The 19,438-nt window shown below is 68.0% G+C and carries 18 protein-coding genes; 5 read left to right on the top strand and 13 right to left on the bottom strand.

What is annotated here, in order from left to right; genetic code table 11:
• Positions 1 to 122: 122 nt before the first annotated feature.
• Positions 123 to 1,325: a pyridoxal phosphate-dependent aminotransferase gene (locus tag QNO12_RS03360; protein ID WP_257503948.1), complete on the top strand. Its 1,203-nt coding sequence runs from the start codon at positions 123 to 125 to the stop codon at positions 1,323 to 1,325.
• Here QNO12_RS03360 and QNO12_RS03355 read toward each other — a convergent pair.
• The 13 genes from QNO12_RS03355 to QNO12_RS03295 all read right to left on the bottom strand — a co-directional run bounded on the left by QNO12_RS03355 (position 1,294) and on the right by QNO12_RS03295 (position 15,850).
• Complete coding sequence (locus tag QNO12_RS03355; protein WP_257503947.1) at positions 1,294 to 2,394, bottom strand: ABC transporter ATP-binding protein; 1,101 nt, start codon at positions 2,392 to 2,394, stop codon at positions 1,294 to 1,296. The genes QNO12_RS03360 and QNO12_RS03355 overlap by 32 nt on opposite strands.
• On the bottom strand, positions 2,391 to 3,461 hold the full coding sequence (locus QNO12_RS03350; RefSeq protein WP_257503946.1) for an ABC transporter ATP-binding protein: 1,071 nt from the start codon (positions 3,459 to 3,461) through the stop codon (positions 2,391 to 2,393). The genes QNO12_RS03355 and QNO12_RS03350 overlap by 4 nt, the downstream gene beginning before the upstream one ends.
• Entirely contained in the window at positions 3,458 to 4,339 is an 882-nt protein-coding gene (locus QNO12_RS03345) for an ABC transporter permease (RefSeq protein WP_257503945.1), read from the bottom strand. The genes QNO12_RS03350 and QNO12_RS03345 overlap by 4 nt, the downstream gene beginning before the upstream one ends.
• Positions 4,326 to 5,357 (bottom strand): ABC transporter permease, encoded by a 1,032-nt coding sequence (locus tag QNO12_RS03340; protein ID WP_257503944.1) that lies wholly within the window; start codon positions 5,355 to 5,357, stop codon positions 4,326 to 4,328. Before QNO12_RS03340 ends, QNO12_RS03345 begins: the two co-directional genes overlap by 14 nt.
• Entirely contained in the window at positions 5,358 to 7,136 is a 1,779-nt protein-coding gene (locus tag QNO12_RS03335) for an ABC transporter substrate-binding protein (protein WP_257503943.1), read from the bottom strand.
• Positions 7,137 to 7,358: 222 nt separating this feature from the next.
• The gene (locus tag QNO12_RS03330) at positions 7,359 to 8,363 is read right to left on the bottom strand and encodes an amidohydrolase family protein (protein ID WP_257503942.1); all 1,005 of its coding nucleotides are present in this window, start codon (positions 8,361 to 8,363) and stop codon (positions 7,359 to 7,361) included.
• A gap of 17 nt (positions 8,364 to 8,380) precedes the next feature.
• Positions 8,381 to 9,484, bottom strand: coding sequence for a zinc-dependent alcohol dehydrogenase (locus QNO12_RS03325; protein ID WP_257503941.1), 1,104 nt, complete (start codon positions 9,482 to 9,484; stop codon positions 8,381 to 8,383).
• Between the two features lie 79 nt (positions 9,485 to 9,563).
• The gene (locus QNO12_RS03320; protein WP_257503940.1) at positions 9,564 to 10,427 is read right to left on the bottom strand and encodes an SDR family NAD(P)-dependent oxidoreductase; all 864 of its coding nucleotides are present in this window, start codon (positions 10,425 to 10,427) and stop codon (positions 9,564 to 9,566) included.
• Positions 10,424 to 11,476 carry a hypothetical protein gene (locus QNO12_RS03315; protein WP_257503939.1) on the bottom strand — a complete coding sequence of 351 codons (1,053 nt, stop codon included), beginning with the start codon at positions 11,474 to 11,476 and terminating at the stop codon, positions 10,424 to 10,426. Before QNO12_RS03315 ends, QNO12_RS03320 begins: the two co-directional genes overlap by 4 nt.
• Positions 11,473 to 12,021: a UGSC family (seleno)protein gene (locus QNO12_RS03310; protein WP_257503938.1), complete on the bottom strand. Its 549-nt coding sequence runs from the start codon at positions 12,019 to 12,021 to the stop codon at positions 11,473 to 11,475. Before QNO12_RS03310 ends, QNO12_RS03315 begins: the two co-directional genes overlap by 4 nt.
• A gap of 75 nt (positions 12,022 to 12,096) precedes the next feature.
• On the bottom strand, positions 12,097 to 13,218 hold the full coding sequence (locus tag QNO12_RS03305) for an NDMA-dependent alcohol dehydrogenase (RefSeq protein ID WP_257503937.1): 1,122 nt from the start codon (positions 13,216 to 13,218) through the stop codon (positions 12,097 to 12,099).
• 14 nt (positions 13,219 to 13,232) lie between these two features.
• On the bottom strand, positions 13,233 to 14,723 hold the full coding sequence (locus QNO12_RS03300; RefSeq protein WP_257503936.1) for an aldehyde dehydrogenase family protein: 1,491 nt from the start codon (positions 14,721 to 14,723) through the stop codon (positions 13,233 to 13,235).
• Positions 14,724 to 14,740: 17 nt separating this feature from the next.
• Complete coding sequence (locus QNO12_RS03295) at positions 14,741 to 15,850, bottom strand: NDMA-dependent alcohol dehydrogenase (protein ID WP_257503935.1); 1,110 nt, start codon at positions 15,848 to 15,850, stop codon at positions 14,741 to 14,743.
• A 306-nt stretch (positions 15,851 to 16,156) separates the two neighbouring features.
• Between QNO12_RS03295 and QNO12_RS03290 the strand changes: the two genes are divergently transcribed.
• The 4 genes from QNO12_RS03290 to QNO12_RS03275 are packed head-to-tail and all read left to right on the top strand — an operon-like array spanning position 16,157 to position 19,408.
• Positions 16,157 to 16,912, top strand: a complete 756-nt coding sequence (locus QNO12_RS03290) for a CoA transferase subunit A (RefSeq protein ID WP_257503934.1) — start codon at positions 16,157 to 16,159, stop codon at positions 16,910 to 16,912.
• The gene (locus tag QNO12_RS03285; RefSeq protein WP_257503933.1) at positions 16,909 to 17,577 is read left to right on the top strand and encodes a 3-oxoacid CoA-transferase subunit B; all 669 of its coding nucleotides are present in this window, start codon (positions 16,909 to 16,911) and stop codon (positions 17,575 to 17,577) included. The genes QNO12_RS03290 and QNO12_RS03285 overlap by 4 nt, the downstream gene beginning before the upstream one ends.
• Positions 17,574 to 18,455, top strand: coding sequence for an amidohydrolase family protein (locus tag QNO12_RS03280; protein WP_257503932.1), 882 nt, complete (start codon positions 17,574 to 17,576; stop codon positions 18,453 to 18,455). The genes QNO12_RS03285 and QNO12_RS03280 overlap by 4 nt, the downstream gene beginning before the upstream one ends.
• A 38-nt stretch (positions 18,456 to 18,493) precedes the next feature.
• On the top strand, positions 18,494 to 19,408 hold the full coding sequence (locus tag QNO12_RS03275) for an SDR family NAD(P)-dependent oxidoreductase (RefSeq protein WP_257503931.1): 915 nt from the start codon (positions 18,494 to 18,496) through the stop codon (positions 19,406 to 19,408).
• Positions 19,409 to 19,438: the final 30 nt, after the last annotated feature.

The raw sequence follows: 19,438 nt of genomic DNA, 5'->3' as shown, positions 1-19,438 counted from the left end.
GGCGGTGACGGACGCTCCCCTGTCGCATTCCGGGTCACCGCTCGGCGTGTCGTGACAGGCGAGCGGGGGCCGTACCGACCCGGAACTCGGCAGGGAATCGCCCGGGCCGCTACGCTCGAAGAGTGACACAACGCGCCCCGCTCTCCCACAAACTCAGTGCCATCGCCGAGTCCGCGACTCTCAAGGTCGACGCGAAGGCCAAGGCGCTGCAGGCCGCCGGACGACCCGTCATCAGCTACGCGGCCGGCGAGCCGGACTTCGCAACGCCCCAGTTCATCGTGGATGCCGCGGCCGAGGCGCTGCACGACCCCGCCAACTACCGCTACACCCCCGCCGTGGGTCTACCGGTCCTGCGCGAGGCCATCGCCGCCAAGACGCTGCGCGACTCGGGACTCGACATCGAGCCGTCCCAGATCGTGGTCACCAACGGCGGCAAGCAGGCCGTCTACCAGGCGTTCCAGGCGGTCGTGAACCCCGGCGACGAGGTCCTCCTGCCCGCACCGTACTGGACCACCTACCCCGAGGCGATCGCACTGGCCGACGGAGTGCCCGTGACGGTCTTCGCCGGAGCCGACCAGGACTACAAGGTCACCGTCGAGCAGCTCGAAGCCGCCCGCACCGACAAGACGACGGCGCTGGTCTTCGTCTCCCCGTCCAACCCGACCGGCGCTGTCTACACTCCCGCCGAGACCAAGGCGATCGGCGAATGGGCTGTGGAGCACGGCATCTGGATCATCTCCGACGAGATCTACCAGAACCTCGTCTATGAGGGCGCCCGCGCGGTCTCGATCGTCGAGGCGGTCCCGGATGCCGCGGCCCAGACCATCCTCGTCAACGGCGTGGCCAAGACCTACGCGATGACCGGCTGGCGCGTCGGCTGGATGATCGGGCCCACGGACGCCATCAAACTGGCCGCGAATCTGCAGTCCCACCTGTCCAGCAACGTCAACAACGTCGCACAGCGAGCGGCGCTGGCCGCCCTGACCGGCCCGCAGACGGAAGCCGAGCAGTTCCGGGTCGCATTCGACCGCCGTCGCCGGCTGATCGTGGACGGCCTGGCGCAGATCGACGGCGTCACGGTGCCCAACCCGCTCGGTGCCTTCTACGCGTACCCCGACGTGCGCGGCCTGCTGGGCCGGCAGTGGCGCGGGCAGACGCCGACAACGTCGCTGCAGCTGGCGGACCTCATCCTCGACGAGATCGAGGTGGCCGTGGTTCCCGGCGAGGCGTTCGGCCCCAGCGGCTACCTGCGGCTCTCGTACGCGCTCGGCGACGACGCGCTGCTCGAAGGCGTCACGCGGATGCAGGAGCTGTTCGCGTCTTAGCCCCCGGGGCGGGGATCGATGCGCGCAGCGAATCCACCGAGATCGTCGGCACCTCCAGCGGGAAGTGACACGCCACCTTGTGCCCTCCCCCGAGGTCGCGAGGCAGCGGCTCCTCCACCGCGCACTTGTCCTGCGCGCGCGGACACCGCGTGCGGAACCGGCACCCCGACGGCGGGTGCAGGGGTGAGGGCGGTTCGCCCTTGAGCGTCACGGGTCTGCGTGCGATCCCCGTCTCCGGATCCAGCCCCGGGATGGAGTCCAGCAGCGCCCGGGTGTACGGGTGCCGCGGGGTGGCGTACACCTGCTCGGCCGGGCCGATCTCGGCCAGCTGACCCAGGTGCATGACGGCGACCTGGTCGCTGAGCTGCTTGACGCGGGCAAGGTCGTGCGCGATGAACACGTACGAGAGGCCGAACTCGGCTCGCAGCTTCTCGAACAGGTTCATCACCTGCGCCTGGATGAGCACGTCCAGCGAGGAGATCGCCTCGTCGCAGACGACGAGCGCCGGATTGGTGGCGATGGCGCGCGCGATGGCCACGCGCTGCGCCTGACCGCCGGAGAGCTCCAGCGGACGCCGCCGCAGGTAGATGTCCGGATTCAGTCCGACCAGATCCAGCAGCTCGCGCACACGGGCGCGCCTCTGCACGCGACCCATCTTCGTGTGACCGACCAGCGGCTCGGCCACGACATCCTCGACCCGCCATTTCGGGTTGAGAGAGCCGAACGGGTCCTGATAGACCATCTGGATGTCCCGGCGGGCGGCCTTCAGATCTCGCCGGGACAGCTCGACGAGGTTGCGCCCCTTGAACCACACCTCGCCCGACTTGGGCCGCTCCACCTGGATCGCCGCGCGGGCCAGCGTGGATTTGCCCGATCCGGTCTCGCCGACCACACCGAGCGTCTCACCGACGCCCAGCTCGAAGGAGACATCCGAAACGGCATGCACCACCCCGGCCTTGATGTTGCCGGGTCCGCGGCTGACGTACTCCTGCACGATGTGCCGGACCGACAGAAGGGTCTCTTTCGAGCCGGTCGCCTGCGGCGACCTCTCGTCCACGATCTGTGTCACCGGACATCCTCCTGCGCCGGCGCTGCGGCGGCGATCGTTTCGGGTGCGGCGCCGTCCAGGTGCGGATGCCAGCACGCGTACTTGTGATTCGGTTCGTGCTCGATCAGCTCGGGCCGCTCCGCGCACTTCTGCGTCGCCCGTGGGCAGCGCGGCGCGAACGCGCAGCCCGGGGGCAGCGCGGACAGGTCCGGCGGATGCCCGCCGATCACCGGGAGGAGCGCATGCGTGGGCGTGGACAGCTGTGGGATGGCCCCCAGGAGCGCCTTCGTGTAGGGCATCCGGACGTTGCCGAACAGAGAAGCGGTGTCGGCCTGCTCGACGATCCGCCCGCCGTACATGACGAGCACGTCGTCGGCGTAGCTGGCGGCGAGTCCGAGATCGTGACTGATCATGATCACGGCGGTGCCGAGCCGGTCCTGAAGATCGACCAGCAGCTCCATGATCTGCGCCTGCGTGGTGACGTCCAGAGCCGTGGTGGCCTCATCGGCGATCAGCACCTTCGGGTTCGAGGCCAGTGCGATCGCGATCATCACCCGCTGGCGCATGCCGCCGGACAGCTGGTGCGGGTACTCGTGGAACCGGCGCTCCGGTGCGGGCAGGCGCACCAGCTTGAGCAGCTCGATGACCCGCTCGGCCGCCTCGGCCTTCTTGACCTCCCTGCGGTGCGTGCGCACCGCCTCCGAGATCTGCGCTCCCACGCTCATGGTCGGGTTGAGGGACCGTGCCGGGTCCTGGAACACCATGGCGATATCGTTGCCGCGGATCTGACGCATGGACCGCTCGTCCATGCCGACCAGCTCCGTGCCGACCAGGCGCGCTGAGCCTTCGATCCGCGCGCTCGGTGGGAGAAGTCCCATGAGGGCGCGCACCCCCACGGATTTGCCGGACCCGGACTCGCCGATGATCGCGAGCATCCGGCCCGCCTCGAGGTCGTACGAGATTCCGCCGACCGCGTGGACGGGGCGACCCCCACGCGTGAAGGTGACGCGGAGGTCGTCGACAGACAGGACCGTCTCGGGGCGTGGCGCCCTCTCGGCAGGGCCGGCGAACTGCTGCAGCGTGCTCATCGACCGTTCATCTCATCTCTCAGGTTCTCGCCGAGCAGGTTGAAGGAGAGCACCGTGACCAGCAGGGCCAGGCTCGGCCACAACACCAGGAGCGGCGTCGCTGACAGCGACTGCTGCCCTTCGTAGATCATGTTTCCCCAGCTGGGTGCAGGCGCCGGGACTCCCATGCCCAGGAAGCTCAGGGCACCCTCGGTGACGATCACGATCCCCATGCCCAGAAGGGCGAAGTTCAGCATCTGCGGCACGATGTTGGGCGCGATGTGACGCGTCAGCGTGCGCCAGGTGGTGCTGCCGCTCAGATCGGCCGCCTGGATGAACGGCATGTTCGAGATGCGCAGCGTGGCCGAGCGGGAGATTCGTGCGACCGCGGGGATGCTGAAGGCCGACAGCGCCAGGATCGTGTTCGGCAGGCTGGGGCCGAGGATCTGGGCGATCGCGATCGTCAGCACCAGCGAGGGGAACGCGATCAGCACATCGAGTGCGCGCATGATCACGGTGTCGATCTTGCCGCCGAGGAACCCGGAGATCGCGCCGACGACACCTCCGACGACGAGACCGATGACGTTGACGGCGATCGCGATCATCAGCGATGCCCGGCCGCCGTAGATCATCCGCGACAGCACGTCGTTCCCGTTCACGTCGGTGCCGAGCGGGTGACCGGGCGTTCCCGGGGGCAGACCGCTGTCCAGCACGCTGCCACCGGTCGGTGGGGCCAGCGGCAGGAAGAACGGGCCGATGAAGCAGACGAACAGCAGCAGGAACACCAGTCCTGCCGGAATCCCCACCACGAGCTTGCGGCGGATCCTGCCCCAGGTCTCGCTGCGAGGCACAGCGGACGGGATGAGGGCGGCCCCTACCGAGGCGTCAGCGATTGCCATAGCGAATCCTTGGATCGAGCACCGCGTACAGCACGTCCACGACGAGGTTCGCCAGGACCGCGACCGCCGCGAAGATGAACACGCAGATCTGGACGACGGCGGTGTCCCGGGACATGACGCCTTGCAGCATCAGCACACCGAGCCCGGGCATGGAGAAGATCTGCTCGATGATGACGGTGCCCCCGACCAGCCCGCCGATGTTGAGGCCGACCAGTGTGAGCAGGCCGAAGGACGAGTTGCGGAAGGCATGCCGCCAGAGCACCTTCCACGGTCCGACCCCCTTGGCTCGGGCGGTTTCGACGTAGTCGGCGGAGTTCATCTGCTCGACGAGGTCACCCCGCAGGAAGCGCGCGTAGAAGGCCGCCAGGGGAATGGCCAGTGCGAGCACGGGCAGCGTCACAGAACGGATGTTGAGCCACAGGTTCTCTTCGATCGGCACATACCCGATGGCGGGCAGAGCCCGCAGGAGCACGGCGAACACGAGTACCAGCAGCAGCGCCATGACGTAATTGGGAACGGCCAGCAGGGTCATGGAGATGACCATCACCACCCGATCGAAGAAGCCACCCGGCTTGCGGGCGGCCATCAGCGCCACGGGCAGCGCCAGAGCGAGCGAGACCACGAAGGCCAGTACCACCAGTTCGACCGTGACCGGCACCCGTTCGGCGAGCAGCGTGGTGACCGGCTGCCCGCTGATCGAGGACTTGCCGAAGTTGCCGGTGACGAACCCGCCCAACCAGGTGAGGTATCGCTCCACCGGGGAGCGGTCGAGGCCCATCCGCGCGCGAACAGCCTCGACCTCCTCCTCGGTGGCGTCCATACCCGCCTGGTTGCGTGCGGGGTCGCCCGGGATCGCCTCGAGCAATGCGAACACGAGGATGCTGATCGCCAGCAGCAGGGGGATCGCTATCGCGATCCGGCGTGCGATCAACCGAACCAGGGGGGAACCCACCACCCGGCCGAGGGCGCTGACGCGCTCCTCGGTCCGGATGCTGGTAGTGGCCTCCGTGATGGGCACCTATTTCCCGCTCTCTACCCAGACTCGGTCGTACAGCACACCCTGGTTGACCGACAACGCCGGAATGGGCACGTCCAGTCCGGGGCCGTGCACGCCGGCACGCAGGACCTGAGCCGGCGAGAACGCCATTCCGAACGGCGCATACGCCTGGTCGGAGATGTACTTCGCGATCTCCTGGTACTTCGCGTCCCGCTCGTCGTAGTCGTTCGTGCCGACGGCTTCGCGCAGCAGCACGTCCAGCTCGGTCTCCAGACCCTTGGCCAGCGCGTCCGCGCCGGATGTGGCGCCCTCGGGCAGCGGTGCACCGCTGTACGGAGACGTGGAGCCGAACCGGATGCCGACACCGATGCCGACCGACGGGTCCCATGCGCCCGCTGTCTGAAGCAGCGCCTGCCAGTCGCCCGTGACGAAGCGCGTGATCACATCGCCCAGCGGCTCAGCGCTGATCTCCACGTCGATCCCCGCCTCTTCCCACTGCGTCTGAAGCGCCGTGGTCACGGAGCGTGCCGTGACGATATCCGTCGTGCCGAGGTTGACCGTCAGTCCGCCGATCTCCTCGACGAGCGCCTTCGCCTTGTCGAGGTCGTACTCGCGGTAGCCCGGAACCTCCGGGTTGAAGAACAGCCCGCCGGATGCCGTGAACGACTGGCTCATCTCGCCCTCGTCCTTGAACAGACCTTTGTTGATCGCGGCGAAGTCGGTCGCGTAGTAGATCGCCTCTCGCGCCTTGATGTCGTCGAACGGTGCGGTGCGCGAGTTCAGCTGCACGACATACGGCGATGTCGGGGCACCGAGGTGCACGGCCACGTCGGGGTTGGCCTTGGCCTCGGTGATGAGCGGCACCGAGCTGAGACCCTCGATGACGTCGCCCTGTCCGGCCAGCAGCGTCTGGTAGGCGACCTGGTCACCGGCCACGGACTGGAAGTTGATCGCGTCGAGGTACGGGAGCCCGGACTTGAAGTAGTCGGGGTTCTTCTCCAGCTCGAGGCGTTCGCTCAGGCTGTCGGCCGTGACGATGAAGGGACCCGCGCCGACGGGCTTGAGGCTGAAAGCGTCCCCGCCCATCTCCGCGTACGCGGTCGGGGAGGCGATCAGGTTGAAGCTCGAGGTGGGGAAGCCGTTGACGAGGGAGCCGTCGACGTTGCGCAGCGCGAGCGAGACCGTGAGGTCATCGACCGCCTGGATCGCACCCAGCTGCTTCTGGACGGTGGCCTTGTCCACGTCTGCGGGGAGGGCTGCCCACAGGCTCGTCATGAACGCCTCGCTCAGCGCGGGGGCAGGAGTGTCCACGTTCAGCTGCAGGCGGGGCGCGCCCGTGCTGCCGGAGTTGAGGGCACGGATCCAGTTCCACACGACCGCTTCAGCATTCAGGGGCGTGCCGTCCGAGAATGTGATCCCGTCGCGCAGGGTGATGGACAGCGTCCGGCCGTCTTCGGACCACTCGAAGCTCTCGGCCTGGTTGGGTACGATCTGGCCGCCGTCGCCGTCCGGCTCGAGCGTGAAAAGTCCGCCGAAGATGGCGGCGTTCTGCGGGAGGTTCGAACCGGTCGTGTTGCTCGTGGCAGGGTCCAAGCCGGTCGCCCATCCTCCGGCGAAGCCGGCGTCCAGGAGCACCGTGATCTCGCCGCCCGGCGTGGGCTCACCCGAGGCGGTGTCCGGTGCGGCGTCGCCACCGCCCCCACCGGCGCACCCGGCTGCTGATACGACGATCCCCGTTGCCAGGGCGAGCGTGCCGATCAGGCGTACTGCCGACCGTCCGCTCTTGCGGATTCTTGTCATGTGAATTCCCTTGTTCTGAGCGGCGACGGCGAGCGCGCAGGTCCGCGGTCAACTTTGAGCCGGAACTAACTCCTGTGGCAGTCTGACTCAGCGCAGAAGGCCGTATCTATGTCACTTCCATCCGACGAAAGACACCCACCGATCCGTCCGCAGCGCACGACGCAGCGCACCGCAGACCGGGGTCTGCGGTGCGCTGCGCGGTACTCGTGGCGACTCAGGCGGTCAGGCGACGGCCTCCCGGCCCAGCCAGCGCAGAGCGTTCTTCCAGCTGATGTCCTCCCATTCCGCTTCGGGCAGGTCCATCGAGCGAAGCGTCTTGGCCGCCGGCTCCTCACGCAGCATCGCGGGGAAGTCCGAACCGACCAGGAGCCGGTCGGCGCCGAGCAGATCCACCAGGTAGCGAATGGTCCGCGCGTCGAACACCATCGAGTCGTAGTAGAACCGACGCGCCAGCTCCAACGGAGACGGCCCGTCATCGGGAGAGACGGCGCGATCGAGGTTCTTGGGCTCCTCGTTCCAGGAGCCGCCCCAGAAGTAGTTGGCGCGCGGAAGCATCATGGCGAACCCGCCGGCCGCGTGGCTGAACGAGATCCGCAGGTCCGGGCAGGCCGCCGCGGTGCCCCCGAGGATCATCGAGGCTGCGGCGAACATGCCCTCGATCCCGACGACGTACGTGCCCATGGCCGACATCGGCAGGCGATCCATCGGCGCGGGCATCGCGTGCACGAAGACCGAGAGCCCGAGTCTCTCTACCTCCTGGAAGAAGGGGAGGAACTTCTCGTCGCCGATCGAGCTGCCCAGGATGTTGGAGGCGATCTCGACGCCCGCAAGCCCCATCTCCTTGATGGCAGCCAGCTCCGCGGTGGCGGCATCCGGGTCTTCCATGGGCACCATGCCCAGGCTGATGAGCCGATCCGGCGCGTGTGAGCTCAGTTCTGCGGCGAACTCGTTGACGTGGCGCGAGAGCGCCAGCCCGTCGCCGGCGGGCAGGTCGTAGCGCAGCAGCGGCGGCATCGGGCTGACGACCTCTGCGTCCACACCGGAGGCATCCTGCGCCTCGATGCGCCGTTCGGCCTCGAAGAAGACGTCCTTGGCGGGGAAGCGGGTCTTGCCGAAGACGAGCAGTCTGCTCGTGCTGTCCTCGATCGCCTCCATGTGCGGGAAGCATCCGGGAGCGTCGCTCGGGTAGTCCTTCGGAAGCAGATGTGCGTGTGCGTCGATGATCATAGGGGGTCCCTTGTCGGTCAGGCGAAGCTCGGGTGGACCGAGACGTGGATGGCGGACTTGTCGTCCGTGGTGCCGGCGAGGGTGTCGATCGCAAGTCCGACCTCGTCCAGCCCGAACGTATGCGTGTGCAGCAGCTCGAGCGGGAACCGGCCCGATTCCAGCAACCGGATGGCACGCTTGTTCGCGGACGCGTCGACGCCGAATGCTCCCTTGATGGTGAGCGCTCGGTTGATGATGAGATCGGTGACCAACGGGACCTCCTTGCGGCCCTTCAGACCCGCGAGGACGACGCGGCCGCCGAAACGGACGACGTTCATCGCGTCCGTGACCGGACCGGCGGCCATCGGCGTCAGATCGAGCGCGACATCGGCCATCTGCCCACCGGTGATCTCGGTCACGGCCTCGACGATGTCCTGACCGCCGGGTCCCACGACGATCGTGTGATCCGCGCCCAGCTCGCGGGCGACCGCGAGCTTGTGCGCGTCGGAGGCCAGCCCGGTGATGATGATGTTCGATGCGCCCACCGACTTCGCGGCGATGATCGCGCCGAGTCCGCGCTGCCCTGCGCCCAGGATCACCAGTGTGTCGCCGAGTCCGACCTCGCCGAGGTCGACGGCCCACCGCACGCCGGCGCCGAGCGGGTTGTACATCGCGGCGATCTCAGCGGGGAGGCTCTTGTCGATCTTGTGCAGCACGGAGTTCGGGGAGATGTACATGTACTCGGCGAACCCGCCCCACAGGCTGGGCTCGACGTCGATGCCGGTCACGCCGTGACCGTACTTGCGGAAACGGCAGGCCTGGTAGCGGCCGGTGAGACAGTCGTTGCAGGCGCGGCAGGGAACGATGACCTCGAGCGCCACGCGGTCGCCGACCTGCACGCCCCAGCGCTCGGCGGCGCGATCTCCCAGCTCGGCGATGATGCCCATCGGCTCGTGGCCGGGGATGAAGGGGTTGGTCTGCGTCCCGATGTGGCCACCGTAGATCTCGACATCGCTGCCGCAGATGCCGTTGGCCTCGACCCGGAGGAGCCCGTCGTCGGGACCGATCTGCGGACGCGGGAACTCCCGCATCTCGATGTGACGGGGACCTGTCTGAACAGCTGCGCGAACCATCTCGGTCATGGAAGAGTCTCTTCTCTGTGGGGGTGGGTGACGGCGCCGGGCGACGCAGGGCGCGCCCGGTGGGCGCGCCGGGACGCGTTCAGGCGGGAGCCTGGGCGCTCTTGGGTACGGAGGTGATGGGCGGGCCGGGCGGATAGTGCGCGGCGGGTCCGCCGTCCACCGCCACGATCTGGCCGGTGATCCAGCGAGCGGAGTCGCTCAGCAGGAAGAAGGCGGCGTGCGCGATGTCCCACGCCGATCCCTCGGTCTTCAGCGTGGTCCCCATCCGGCGCGGCTCGCGCATGGACTCGTCCATGTTCGCCGCGGCGAACGATCCCCAGATGGCTCCGACCTCGATGCAGTTGACGCGGATGCCCTGCGGCCCGAGCGTCGTCGCGGAGCCCTGGGTGAGGTTCTCGACGCCGGCCTTGGCGACGCAATACGGCATCCCCGGTCCGCGCGCGCTGACGCCCACGGAAGAGATGTTCACGATCGCGCTGCCCCGGGGCAGGACCGGGGCCGCGTGCCGGGTGATGTACCACGCGGACATCAGGTTGATCTGGAGGAGCTGCTCGAAGCGCTCCGGCGTGACATCGAAGATGCCGGCGCGATCGCCGCTGGCGACGTTGTTGACCACCGTGTCCAGGCCTCCCAGCGCCTGCACCGCCTCGGAGACGGCGCGTTCGCACGCCAGATCGTCGGTGGCGTCGGCGACCACCGCGACCGCCTGGCCGCCGTCGGCGACGATGCGCTCGACGGTGCGCTGCGCGGCGTCCGCGGACCGGTCCAGCACCGCGACGCTCGCACCGTGGGAGGCCAGCAGCAGGGCGATGGAATACCCCACGCCCGGCAGCTCGCCGTTCTGCCCCGCGCCGGTGACCAGCGCACGGCGTCCGAGCATCTTCTGCTCCCCCACGCCCCCGAGCGGGTCCGACAGCGGGTCGACGAGGTCGATGGCCGTCACGAGGCCTCTCCCGCACGGATGGCGACGGAGTTTCCCGACCAGTCCGCGAAGTAGCGCACGACCATCGAGATGCCCGCGTTGCGCGAGCCCGCCACGGCGATCAGGACCCGGTCCTCGTTGCCGGGGGCGATCGTGCGCTGGAAGTCGTCGGCCGGCTCCCCGGACCCGGGAAAGCGCACTCCCGCTCCGTCGTTGTGGTCCTTGCCGGCGCGCGCCAGCTGTCCGGTCGTGCGGCCTGAGTGTTCCGCGAGCCAGGCCGCGACATCCGACCGGCTGTAGCCCGCGCCGGCCAGGAGGTTGGCGTGTTCGGGGCAGAGGACGACCCCCACCAGAGCGTGCTTGAAGATCAGCGATCCGGAGCGCCCGATCGTATCGGCGAAGTCGCCGAGAAGCAGCTCGGGATCGGTCGTGTGCCGGTTGTCGACGTATTCGCACGTGCGCAGCAGAGTCGCCGTGACGGCGTTGCCGGTCACGCCGCGGTCCGCGGCGAGAGGCGGCCACGGGCTCTCCTCCTCGTTCTCCCCGATGCAGATCGACCACCGGCCCGGCAGACCCTGGGTGGCCTGCTCGAGCTCGTGCGGGTGCACGCCGAAGACGTTGCGCACGATCAGGCCGATCGCCCGGGCCACCGTGGCGTTCGCGCGGAAACCCGGTCCGAACACGCCACCGGTGCTGTTGAAGCCGAGCTCGTTGCGGATCGGCCCGTTCACGATGATCAGCGGAGCCGGACCGCTCGTGGACTGCCACCCGCCGCCCTTGGCGGCACGCTCGTTCATCAGGGCTTCCCACGCGGCCAGCACGACCGGGAAGTACTCGGGCAGACACCCTGCCATGACGGCGTTGATGGCGGCGAGCTCGACGGTGACCGAGCGGTCGAGCTGGGGCATGTGGCCGATGACCTCGTCCGCGGGCCGGCCCGCAGCTGCCAGGAATCGGTCCACCAGCGGCCGCGTCGCCGGGACGAGCGGCAATCCGTCCGACCAGCCCTGCTCGTAGCAGTGTTCGACGGCGAGCTGGGCGGCGTCGGCATCCAGTTCGGCGACGCTCACGCGGCGGCCTTCGCGAGGGTGCCGAGGATCTGCGGGAGGAGGCCCTCGGCGCGCGTGCGCACCTCGTCGGGCGTGAGGGACGCCATGGGATGCCGGGTCGTGATCCACTCGTAGTCGGGGGCGCCCTGCACTTCGGCCATCATGCGGCCGGTGCTCAGGAACGCGTCGGTGAGAACCACCGCGGCGGGCAATCCGGCACGTTCGAAATTGATGCCGTCGGCAACCGCCGCGGCACTGCACGATCCGCAGTCGCCCACGCCGATGACCACGACATCGCACTCCCGCGCGTAGCGAGCCACGATGGACTCGTCCACCGGAACGGAGAAGTTCGCCTTTGTCTCGACGATGCTCACCTCCGCGACGCCGTGCTCGGAGACGAGCAGGCTGCCGACCTCCCGCAAGAACAGCAGCGCGTTGTGCTTGGTGTTGTCCAGAAGCCCGACGCGCAACCCGGTGAGGTCTGCCGGTCGTGGCGCCAGGGCGCTCAGCGACGACGCTGCTGCATCAGCAGCGCGTCCGGTCGGATCGAGGATGGCGTTGGGCATTGTGGTACTCCTCCGTGTCGGGACCGGCGATCGGTGCTCGCCTGCGGACCTCTGCAGTCGAGCACCGAATCGAGGTCAGATGTCGTGAACGATCACTCCGCGGATGTTCTTGCCGTCCGCGAGGTCCTGGTACGCCTGGTTGACATCGTCCAGCGCGTATGTGCGCGTCACGAGCTCGTCCAGCTTGAGGTCCCCAGAGCGGTACAGGCCCAGCAGCTTCGGGATGTCGTACAGCGGGTTGCAGTCGCCGAAGAGAGCTCCGCGGATCTGACGCTGATAGCCGATGAGCAGACCGGCCGGCACGTGGACGGCCTTCTCCTTCAGGGCGCCGACGCCGGTGATGGTGACCTTGCCCCCCTTGCCGGTCATCATCACGGCCTGCATGACCATCTCTTCGGTCACGACGCCGGGGGTGAGGATCGCGTGATCGGCCAACTGGCCCCACGTCGTCGCGTTGACGAACTCGTGGGCTTCCTTGGCATCGGCGAAGGTGTGCGTCGCGCCGAAGTTCATCGCGCTCTCGCGCTTGAACTCGACCGGGTCTATCACGACGACGTTCTTCGCTCCGGCGTACCGCGCGCCCTGGACCGCGTTGCTGCCCACGCCGCCCGCACCGAAGATCACGGCCGTATCGCCCGGCTTGACGCCGGCCGCATAGACCGCCGAGCCCCACCCGGTCGGGACTCCGCAGCCGACCAGGGATGCGATCTCGAACGGGATGTCGTCGGCCAGCGGCACGACGGCCCACTCGGAGACGACCGCGTACTGCGAGAACGTCCCCAGTGAGCAGAACCCGCCGAAGTCCTCACCGTCCTTGTGGAACCGGAAGGTGCCGTCCAGGAACATCCCCGAGCCGGCGTTCAGACCCTTCACGCACATGTTCTGGTGCCCGGTCGAGCAGGGCCGACAGGCTCCGCAGGCGGGGATGTACGAGCAGACGACGCGGTCGCCGACCTTGACGCGGTTCACGTTCGGCCCGATGGACTCCACGATCCCCGCGCCTTCGTGTCCGCCGACGACGGGGAAGCGAACCGGTGCGTCACCGGCCGTGATGTGGTCGTCCGAGTGACATAGCCCGGATGCGGCGAACTTGATGCGCACCTCGTGCTCTTTCGGATCGTCCAGCTGGAGGTCGGTCAGCTCCCAGCCTTGATGTGGAGCGCGGGCAACAGCCGCGTGGGTGGTGATAGTCGCCATGTTCCGTCAACCTCTCATCGCGCCTGCGATGCGGCGCCGCGCATCGAGACCGTCTTGATCTGGGTCCATTCGAGCACCGAATCGGCACCCATCGTCCGGCCGAACCCACTGCTCTTGTACCCGCCGAAGGGACCGCCGATGACGCCGGCGCCCAGCGCGTTGTTGACGGCCACCTGGCCGGCCTGCAGTGCCCGGCTCAGCCGCACGGCCCTGCCCACATCCTGGGTCCACACCGACGCGACCAGACCGTACTCGGTGGCGTTGGCGACTTCGATCGCCTCCTGCTCGTCGTCGACGACGATGACCGACAGGACGGGACCGAAGATCTCCTCCTGCGCGATGCGCATGCCGGGATCGACCTTGTCGAACAGCGTCGGCTGGATGAAGAACCCGTTCCCGTAGTCGTCACCGACCGGCACGGCTCCGCCGGTGACGATCTCCGCTCCGGCTTCCTTTCCGAGTTCGATGTAGCTCAGCACGCGATCGTGCTGCTTCTCGTTGATCAGGGGTCCCATGTTGACGGGCTGATGCCACGGCCCCACGGTCACCTTCTGCATCTGCGCCGCCAGTCGTTCGACGAGCTCCGCGTGGATGCTGCGCTGCACGATCACACGCGAACCGGCGGCGCAGATCTGCCCGGTGTTCAGCGTGATGCCGGCGACCATGGCCGGTACGGCGGCGTCCAGCTGGGCGTCGTCGAGGACGACCTGGGGAGATTTGCCGCCCAGCTCGAGGTGCAGCGGCGTGAGGTTCTTGGCGCACGCGGCCATGATCAGGGCGCCGGTCTGCGGCGAACCGGTGAAGCCCATCCGGCGGATGCGCGGGTGCGCCGGAATGGCCGCACCGGCTTCGTGGCCGTAGCCGGTGACCACGTTGATGACGCCGGCCGGGATGCCCGCCTGCAGAGCGAGCTTGGCGAGCGCGAGCGGGGTCAGCGGGGCGTCCTCGGCGGGTTTCATCACGATCGTGTTGCCGGCGGCGATCGCTGCGCCCACCTCGGTCACGAACATGGGACCGGGAGCGTTCCACGGGATGATGCCGCCGACGACGCCGAAGGGCTCGCGCAGCGTGAACCCGAGCGTGTCAGGCGAGTAGGTGGGCAGCGACACGCCCTGGACCTTGTCGGTCTGGCCTGCGATGAAGCGCAGCTGTCCGGGCGATCCGAGCGGACCCCAGCTCGGGCGGCCGACTTCCTGACGCTCGATCTCGTCGAGCGCCTCCGCGTTCTGCTCGATCAGGTCGGCCCAGCGGAACAGCAGCCGCCCGCGGGCGGTCGCGTTCAGGTCGCGCCAGGCGGGGAACGCCTTCTCGGCTGCCTGGACGGCCGCCTCGACGTCTTCGGCGTTGCCGCGCGGGATGCGGGCCAGCAGCGTGCGGTTGGCGGGGTTGATGACGTCGATGGTCTGGCCGCTCGACGAAGCGACCCAGTCGCCGCCGATCAGCTGCACACCGTCGACGAGGAGATCGCTGTCGACCGAGGTCGCGGTGGGGGAAGTGATGGTCATGTCGTTGTCCTCGTCCTTCAGTGTTCGATCATGATGACGCCGCGGATGTTCTTGCCGTCGAGCATGTCCTGGTAGCCCTGGTTGATGTCCTCGAGCTTGTACTTCGTGGTGACCAGCTCGTCGAGCTTCAGGTGGCCGGACTGATAGAGGCTGAGCAGCTTCGGCACATCGTGCAGGGGGTTGCACCCGCCGAAGATCGCACCCTGGATGCGGCGCTGGTAGCCGATCAGCATTCCCGGGTTCTCATCGATCCATCCGGCGCCGACAGCCGTGATCGTGACCTGACCGGTCTTTCCCACGATGTTGATCGCGTCGTGGATGACCTTGTCGTGCAGCACCCCGACCGTGATGATCGCGTGGTCGGCGAGCTCGCCCCAGGTGGACTGGACGACGAACTCGGTCGCCTCCTCCGCGGTCTCGAAGGTGTGGGTCGCTCCGAACACCTTCGCCATGTCGCGCTTGAACTCGACCGGGTCCACGACGATCACCCGCTGCGCGCCGGCCAGTGCCGCACCCTGCACCGCGTTGCTGCCGACGCCACCGGCGCCGAAGATCACGACGGTCTCGCCGGCCTGCACTCCGGCGGCGTGCACGGCGGTGCCCCACCCGGTCGGCACGGCGCAGCCCACCAGCGCAGCCACCTCGAACGGGATCTCCTTGGGGATCGGGATGACCGAGTACTCCGAGACGACCGCATACTGCGAGAACGTGCCGAGCACGCACAGTCCGCCGAAGTCCACGCCGTCCTGGTGGAACCGGAACGAGCCGTCCGCGAACTCCCCCGTGGAGGCGTTCTTGCCCTCGTCGCAGAGGTTCTGGCGCCCGGTCGAGCAGTAACGGCATTTTCCGCAGGCGGGGATGAACGAGCACACCACGTGGTCGCCCACCTGCACGCGGGTCACGCCGTCGCCGATCGCGTCCACGATCCCGGCACCCTCGTGCCCGCCGACGACGGGCATCCGCATCGCTGCGTCGCCCTTCTGGATGTGATCGTCCGAGTGGCACATGCCGGCGGCGTAGAACTTGATCCGAACCTCGTTGGCTCGAGGGTCATCCAGCTCGAGCTCCGTGATCTCCCATGGTTGACCTGCTTCGCGGCAGACGGCCGCCCGTGTGGTCATGCTCATGTGACCCTCTCCTAACGTGGATATGGCAGAGCCATGATGTTGCGACGAGAGGATCGTCGATCAGTGGCTGCTCCGCGACTTACTCCACCGTGCGGCCCAGAACGACTCCTCGGCTATCGCTCTTTCGCCGCACGGAAGACTTTCGGCGTCCACCCCGACGCGGGGCCGGACACCGCTCCCCTCCTTGCTCGAAGCGAGGTCGGCGACCGGGCCGCACACGTCTTCTACTCGACGGAAAGAGCGATGGCAACGGGGTCGGGATTCGATTGACTGGCCTCAACGAACAAGTACGGGAGAGGGTTGAGCGTGAACGACAAGTACCGCGAGGACCTGATGGCGGCGCTGGATGTCGTGCCTTCGGGATCTTCCATCGCCGTGGGGGGCTTCGGCAGCTCAGGCAGGCCGGATGCGCTTCTGAACGCGCTCTGCGACCTGGACAAGCGTGATCTTCACGTCATCGTGAACAACGTCGGCGACGACTACACCGGCATCGGGCGCCTCGTGGTGGAAGGACGCGTGCGCCGCTTCACCGGCTCGTTCCCGATCCTCCAGACGTTCTACGACGACTACTTCGCCGGCAGGGTCGAACTGGAGCTGATTCCGCAGGGCACCCTGGCCGAGCGCATGCGCGCAGGAGGCGCGGGTATCGCGGCGTTCTTCACACCCTCGGCCGCCGGCACGATGCTCAGCGACGGCACCTTCCCCCTCACGTACGCCGACGGCCGGCCGGCCGACCATCTGCCGGCGAAGGAGTTGCGCGATTTCGACGGCCGGCCGCACGTGCTCGAGCACGGCATCACCGCGGACTTCGGGGTGGTCAAAGCCCATCAAGGCGACCGCTTGGGCAATCTGCGTTTCCGCCTGTCCGCCCGCAACTTCAACCCGCTGGCAGCGATGAGCGGCCGCACGACGTTCGCGGAGGTGGAGCAGCTGGTGGCGGTGGACGCCATCGCACCCGATGACGTCCACCTTCCCGGGGTTTTCGTGAAGCACGTCGTCATGACCGCCGCGCCGGTCCCCGCGTCTGCGGAGTACACGGCGTCGATGAGAGGTGCAGCATGACCACGACCCAGCCAGTCCTTCCCGCGCTGATCGGGCGCAGTCGGGACGAGATCGCGCAGCGCGTCGCCGCTGACCTGTCCGACGGTTTCACCGTGAACCTCGGCGTCGGCATCCCGCTGGCGGTCCCGAAGTTCCTGCCCGAGGGCATCGAGGTGTTCCTGCACGCTGAAAACGGCGTGCTGGGCCTGGGCGATCACCCCGGCGAGGGCAACGAGGACCCCGATCTGACGGATGCCGGCAAGCGGCCGATCTCGCTGGTCAGCGGCGCCGCGATCGTGGACTCCGCGCTGTCGTTCGCGATCATCCGCGGCGGCCACCTGGACGCGACGATCCTCGGCGCATTGCAGGTGGCGGAGAACGGCGACCTGGCGAACTGGTACGTACCCGGCCGCAACCCCGCTGTCGGCGGCGCGATGGACCTCGTCGCGGGCACCCGTGAAGTATGGGTGTGCATGGAGCACGTGGACCGGAAGGGTAATCCGAAGATCATTCCGGCGTGTACGTTCCCATTGACGGGTCACGCCGTGGTCACGCGCGTCTACACCGATCTCGCAGTGTTCCACTTCCGAGACGGCGGTCTCGTGCTGACCGAATGCGCGCCCGGCATCACCCCCGATGACGTCCGCGCGCGGACGACCGCTGCCTACACAGAGGATCTTGAATGACGACCGAACGACGTGCCCTCGATGAGATCGTGGCGATCGATGTGCACACGCACGTGCATCGCGCCGTCGCGGACGAATCAGCCGAACACGCCGGCAGCGAGGCGATGGGCGAGTACTTCGGCATCGGAACCATGCCGACCTACACGGTTCCGGAACTGGCGGAGTACTACCGCGAACGCAACATGATGGCGGTCGTGTTCACCGTCGACTCGATCTCACAGACCGGCAAGGAACCCGAACCGGCCAACGAGGAGATCGCCCGGCAGGCCGCGGCGAACTCCGATGTGCTGATCCCGTTCGCCAGCATCGACCCTTCCCGCGGCAAGGCGGGCGTCGAGCACGCGCGCCGGCTGGTCACCGAATTCGGCGTGCGGGGGTTCAAGTTCCACCCCAGCACGCAGGGGTTCTTCCCCAATGACCGCAGTGCCTATCCGCTGTACGAGGTCATCGAAGAGCACGGCTTGGTCGCCCTGTTCCACACCGGCCAGACCGGCGTCGGCGCCGGACAGCCGGGGGGAGGCGGTATCCGGCTCAAGTACGCCAATCCGCTGCACATCGACGATGTCGCGGTCGATTTCCCCGGGATGGACATCATCCTCGCCCACCCGTCGTTCCCGTGGCAGGACGAGGCGCTGTCGGTGGCGACGCACAAGCCGCGCGTCTACATCGATCTGTCCGGCTGGTCGCCGAAGTACTTCCCGCCGCAGCTGGTGCAGTACGCGAACACGCTGCTCAAGCACAAGATGCTGTTCGGATCGGACTTCCCCGTCATCACGCCGGACCGATGGCTGCGCGACTTCGAGCAGCTTCCGATCAAGGACGAGGTCCGCCCTCTGATCCTCAGGGACAACGCTGCCCGGCTGTTCGGGCTGACCTAGACCGGGCAGAGCGCATTCACGACGAAGGAGCGGGACTCATGGACGACGTCAGCGGGAAAGTCGCAGTCATCACAGGCGGTACGAGCGGCATCGGCCGCGGCATCGCGCTGGCTTTCGCACGCGCGGGGATGCGAGTGGTCGTCACCGGCCGCCGCGTCGAACTGGCCGAGGAGACCGCGGCCGTCTTCGCGGCCGAAGGTCTCGACGTCGAGGCGATGCAGGTGGACGTCGCGGATCTGGCCGCGATGAAGGCGGCCGCGGACGCCGTGGAATCCCGCTTCGGTCGCGTCGACATCCTGGTCAACAATGCCGGCATCGGCATGACCGGACCCGTCGTGGATGCCACCCCAGACGATTGGAACTGGGTGATCGACGTCAACATCCGGGGCGTCGGCAACGGGATCCAGGCGTTCCTGCCCAAGATCCGCGCGCACGGCGAGGGCGGCCACATCGTCAACACCTCGTCGATGGCCGCGCTGATGCCGATCGTGGCGGGGCTCTACTCGATGACCAAAGGTGCCGTGGTCGCACTGTCGGAGGCCCTGCACGTGGAGTTGCTGGGCGAGGGGATCGGGGTGTCGGCATACTGCCCCGGACCGGTGCACAGCAATATCGCGGCGACCGCCGCCCTCCGCCCCGCAGCATACGGGGCGTCCGGGTATCCGCCGCGGGACCCGGGGTACGCGGAGGTGAGCAAGCGACAGCCGTACATGACGGCAGAGGAGGCCGGCGAGCGTGTCCTGCAGGGCGTTCTGCGCGGAGACATGTTCATCCTGACCCACCCCGAGTTCAAAGCCGGCGTCATCGCCCGCCACCGCGCGATCGAGGACGCCTTCCCGGACGAGCCGATCGACGAGGCTCGCGCGGCTGCGATTCCGTTCCTGACCGGCGCACCCGTTTATGCGCCGGAGAACCGAGCCGGATCGCCCCGGCTGGCGGCGCGCTCCATCTGATCGACCCGGAGAGGGGCGCACCTGGGTGCG

The organism is Microbacterium sp. zg-B185 (assembly GCF_030246885.1).
In the GTDB taxonomy this organism is placed as follows: Bacteria; Actinomycetota; Actinomycetes; order Actinomycetales; family Microbacteriaceae; genus Microbacterium.
This window is presented reverse-complemented; position numbering and strand designations above follow the sequence as displayed.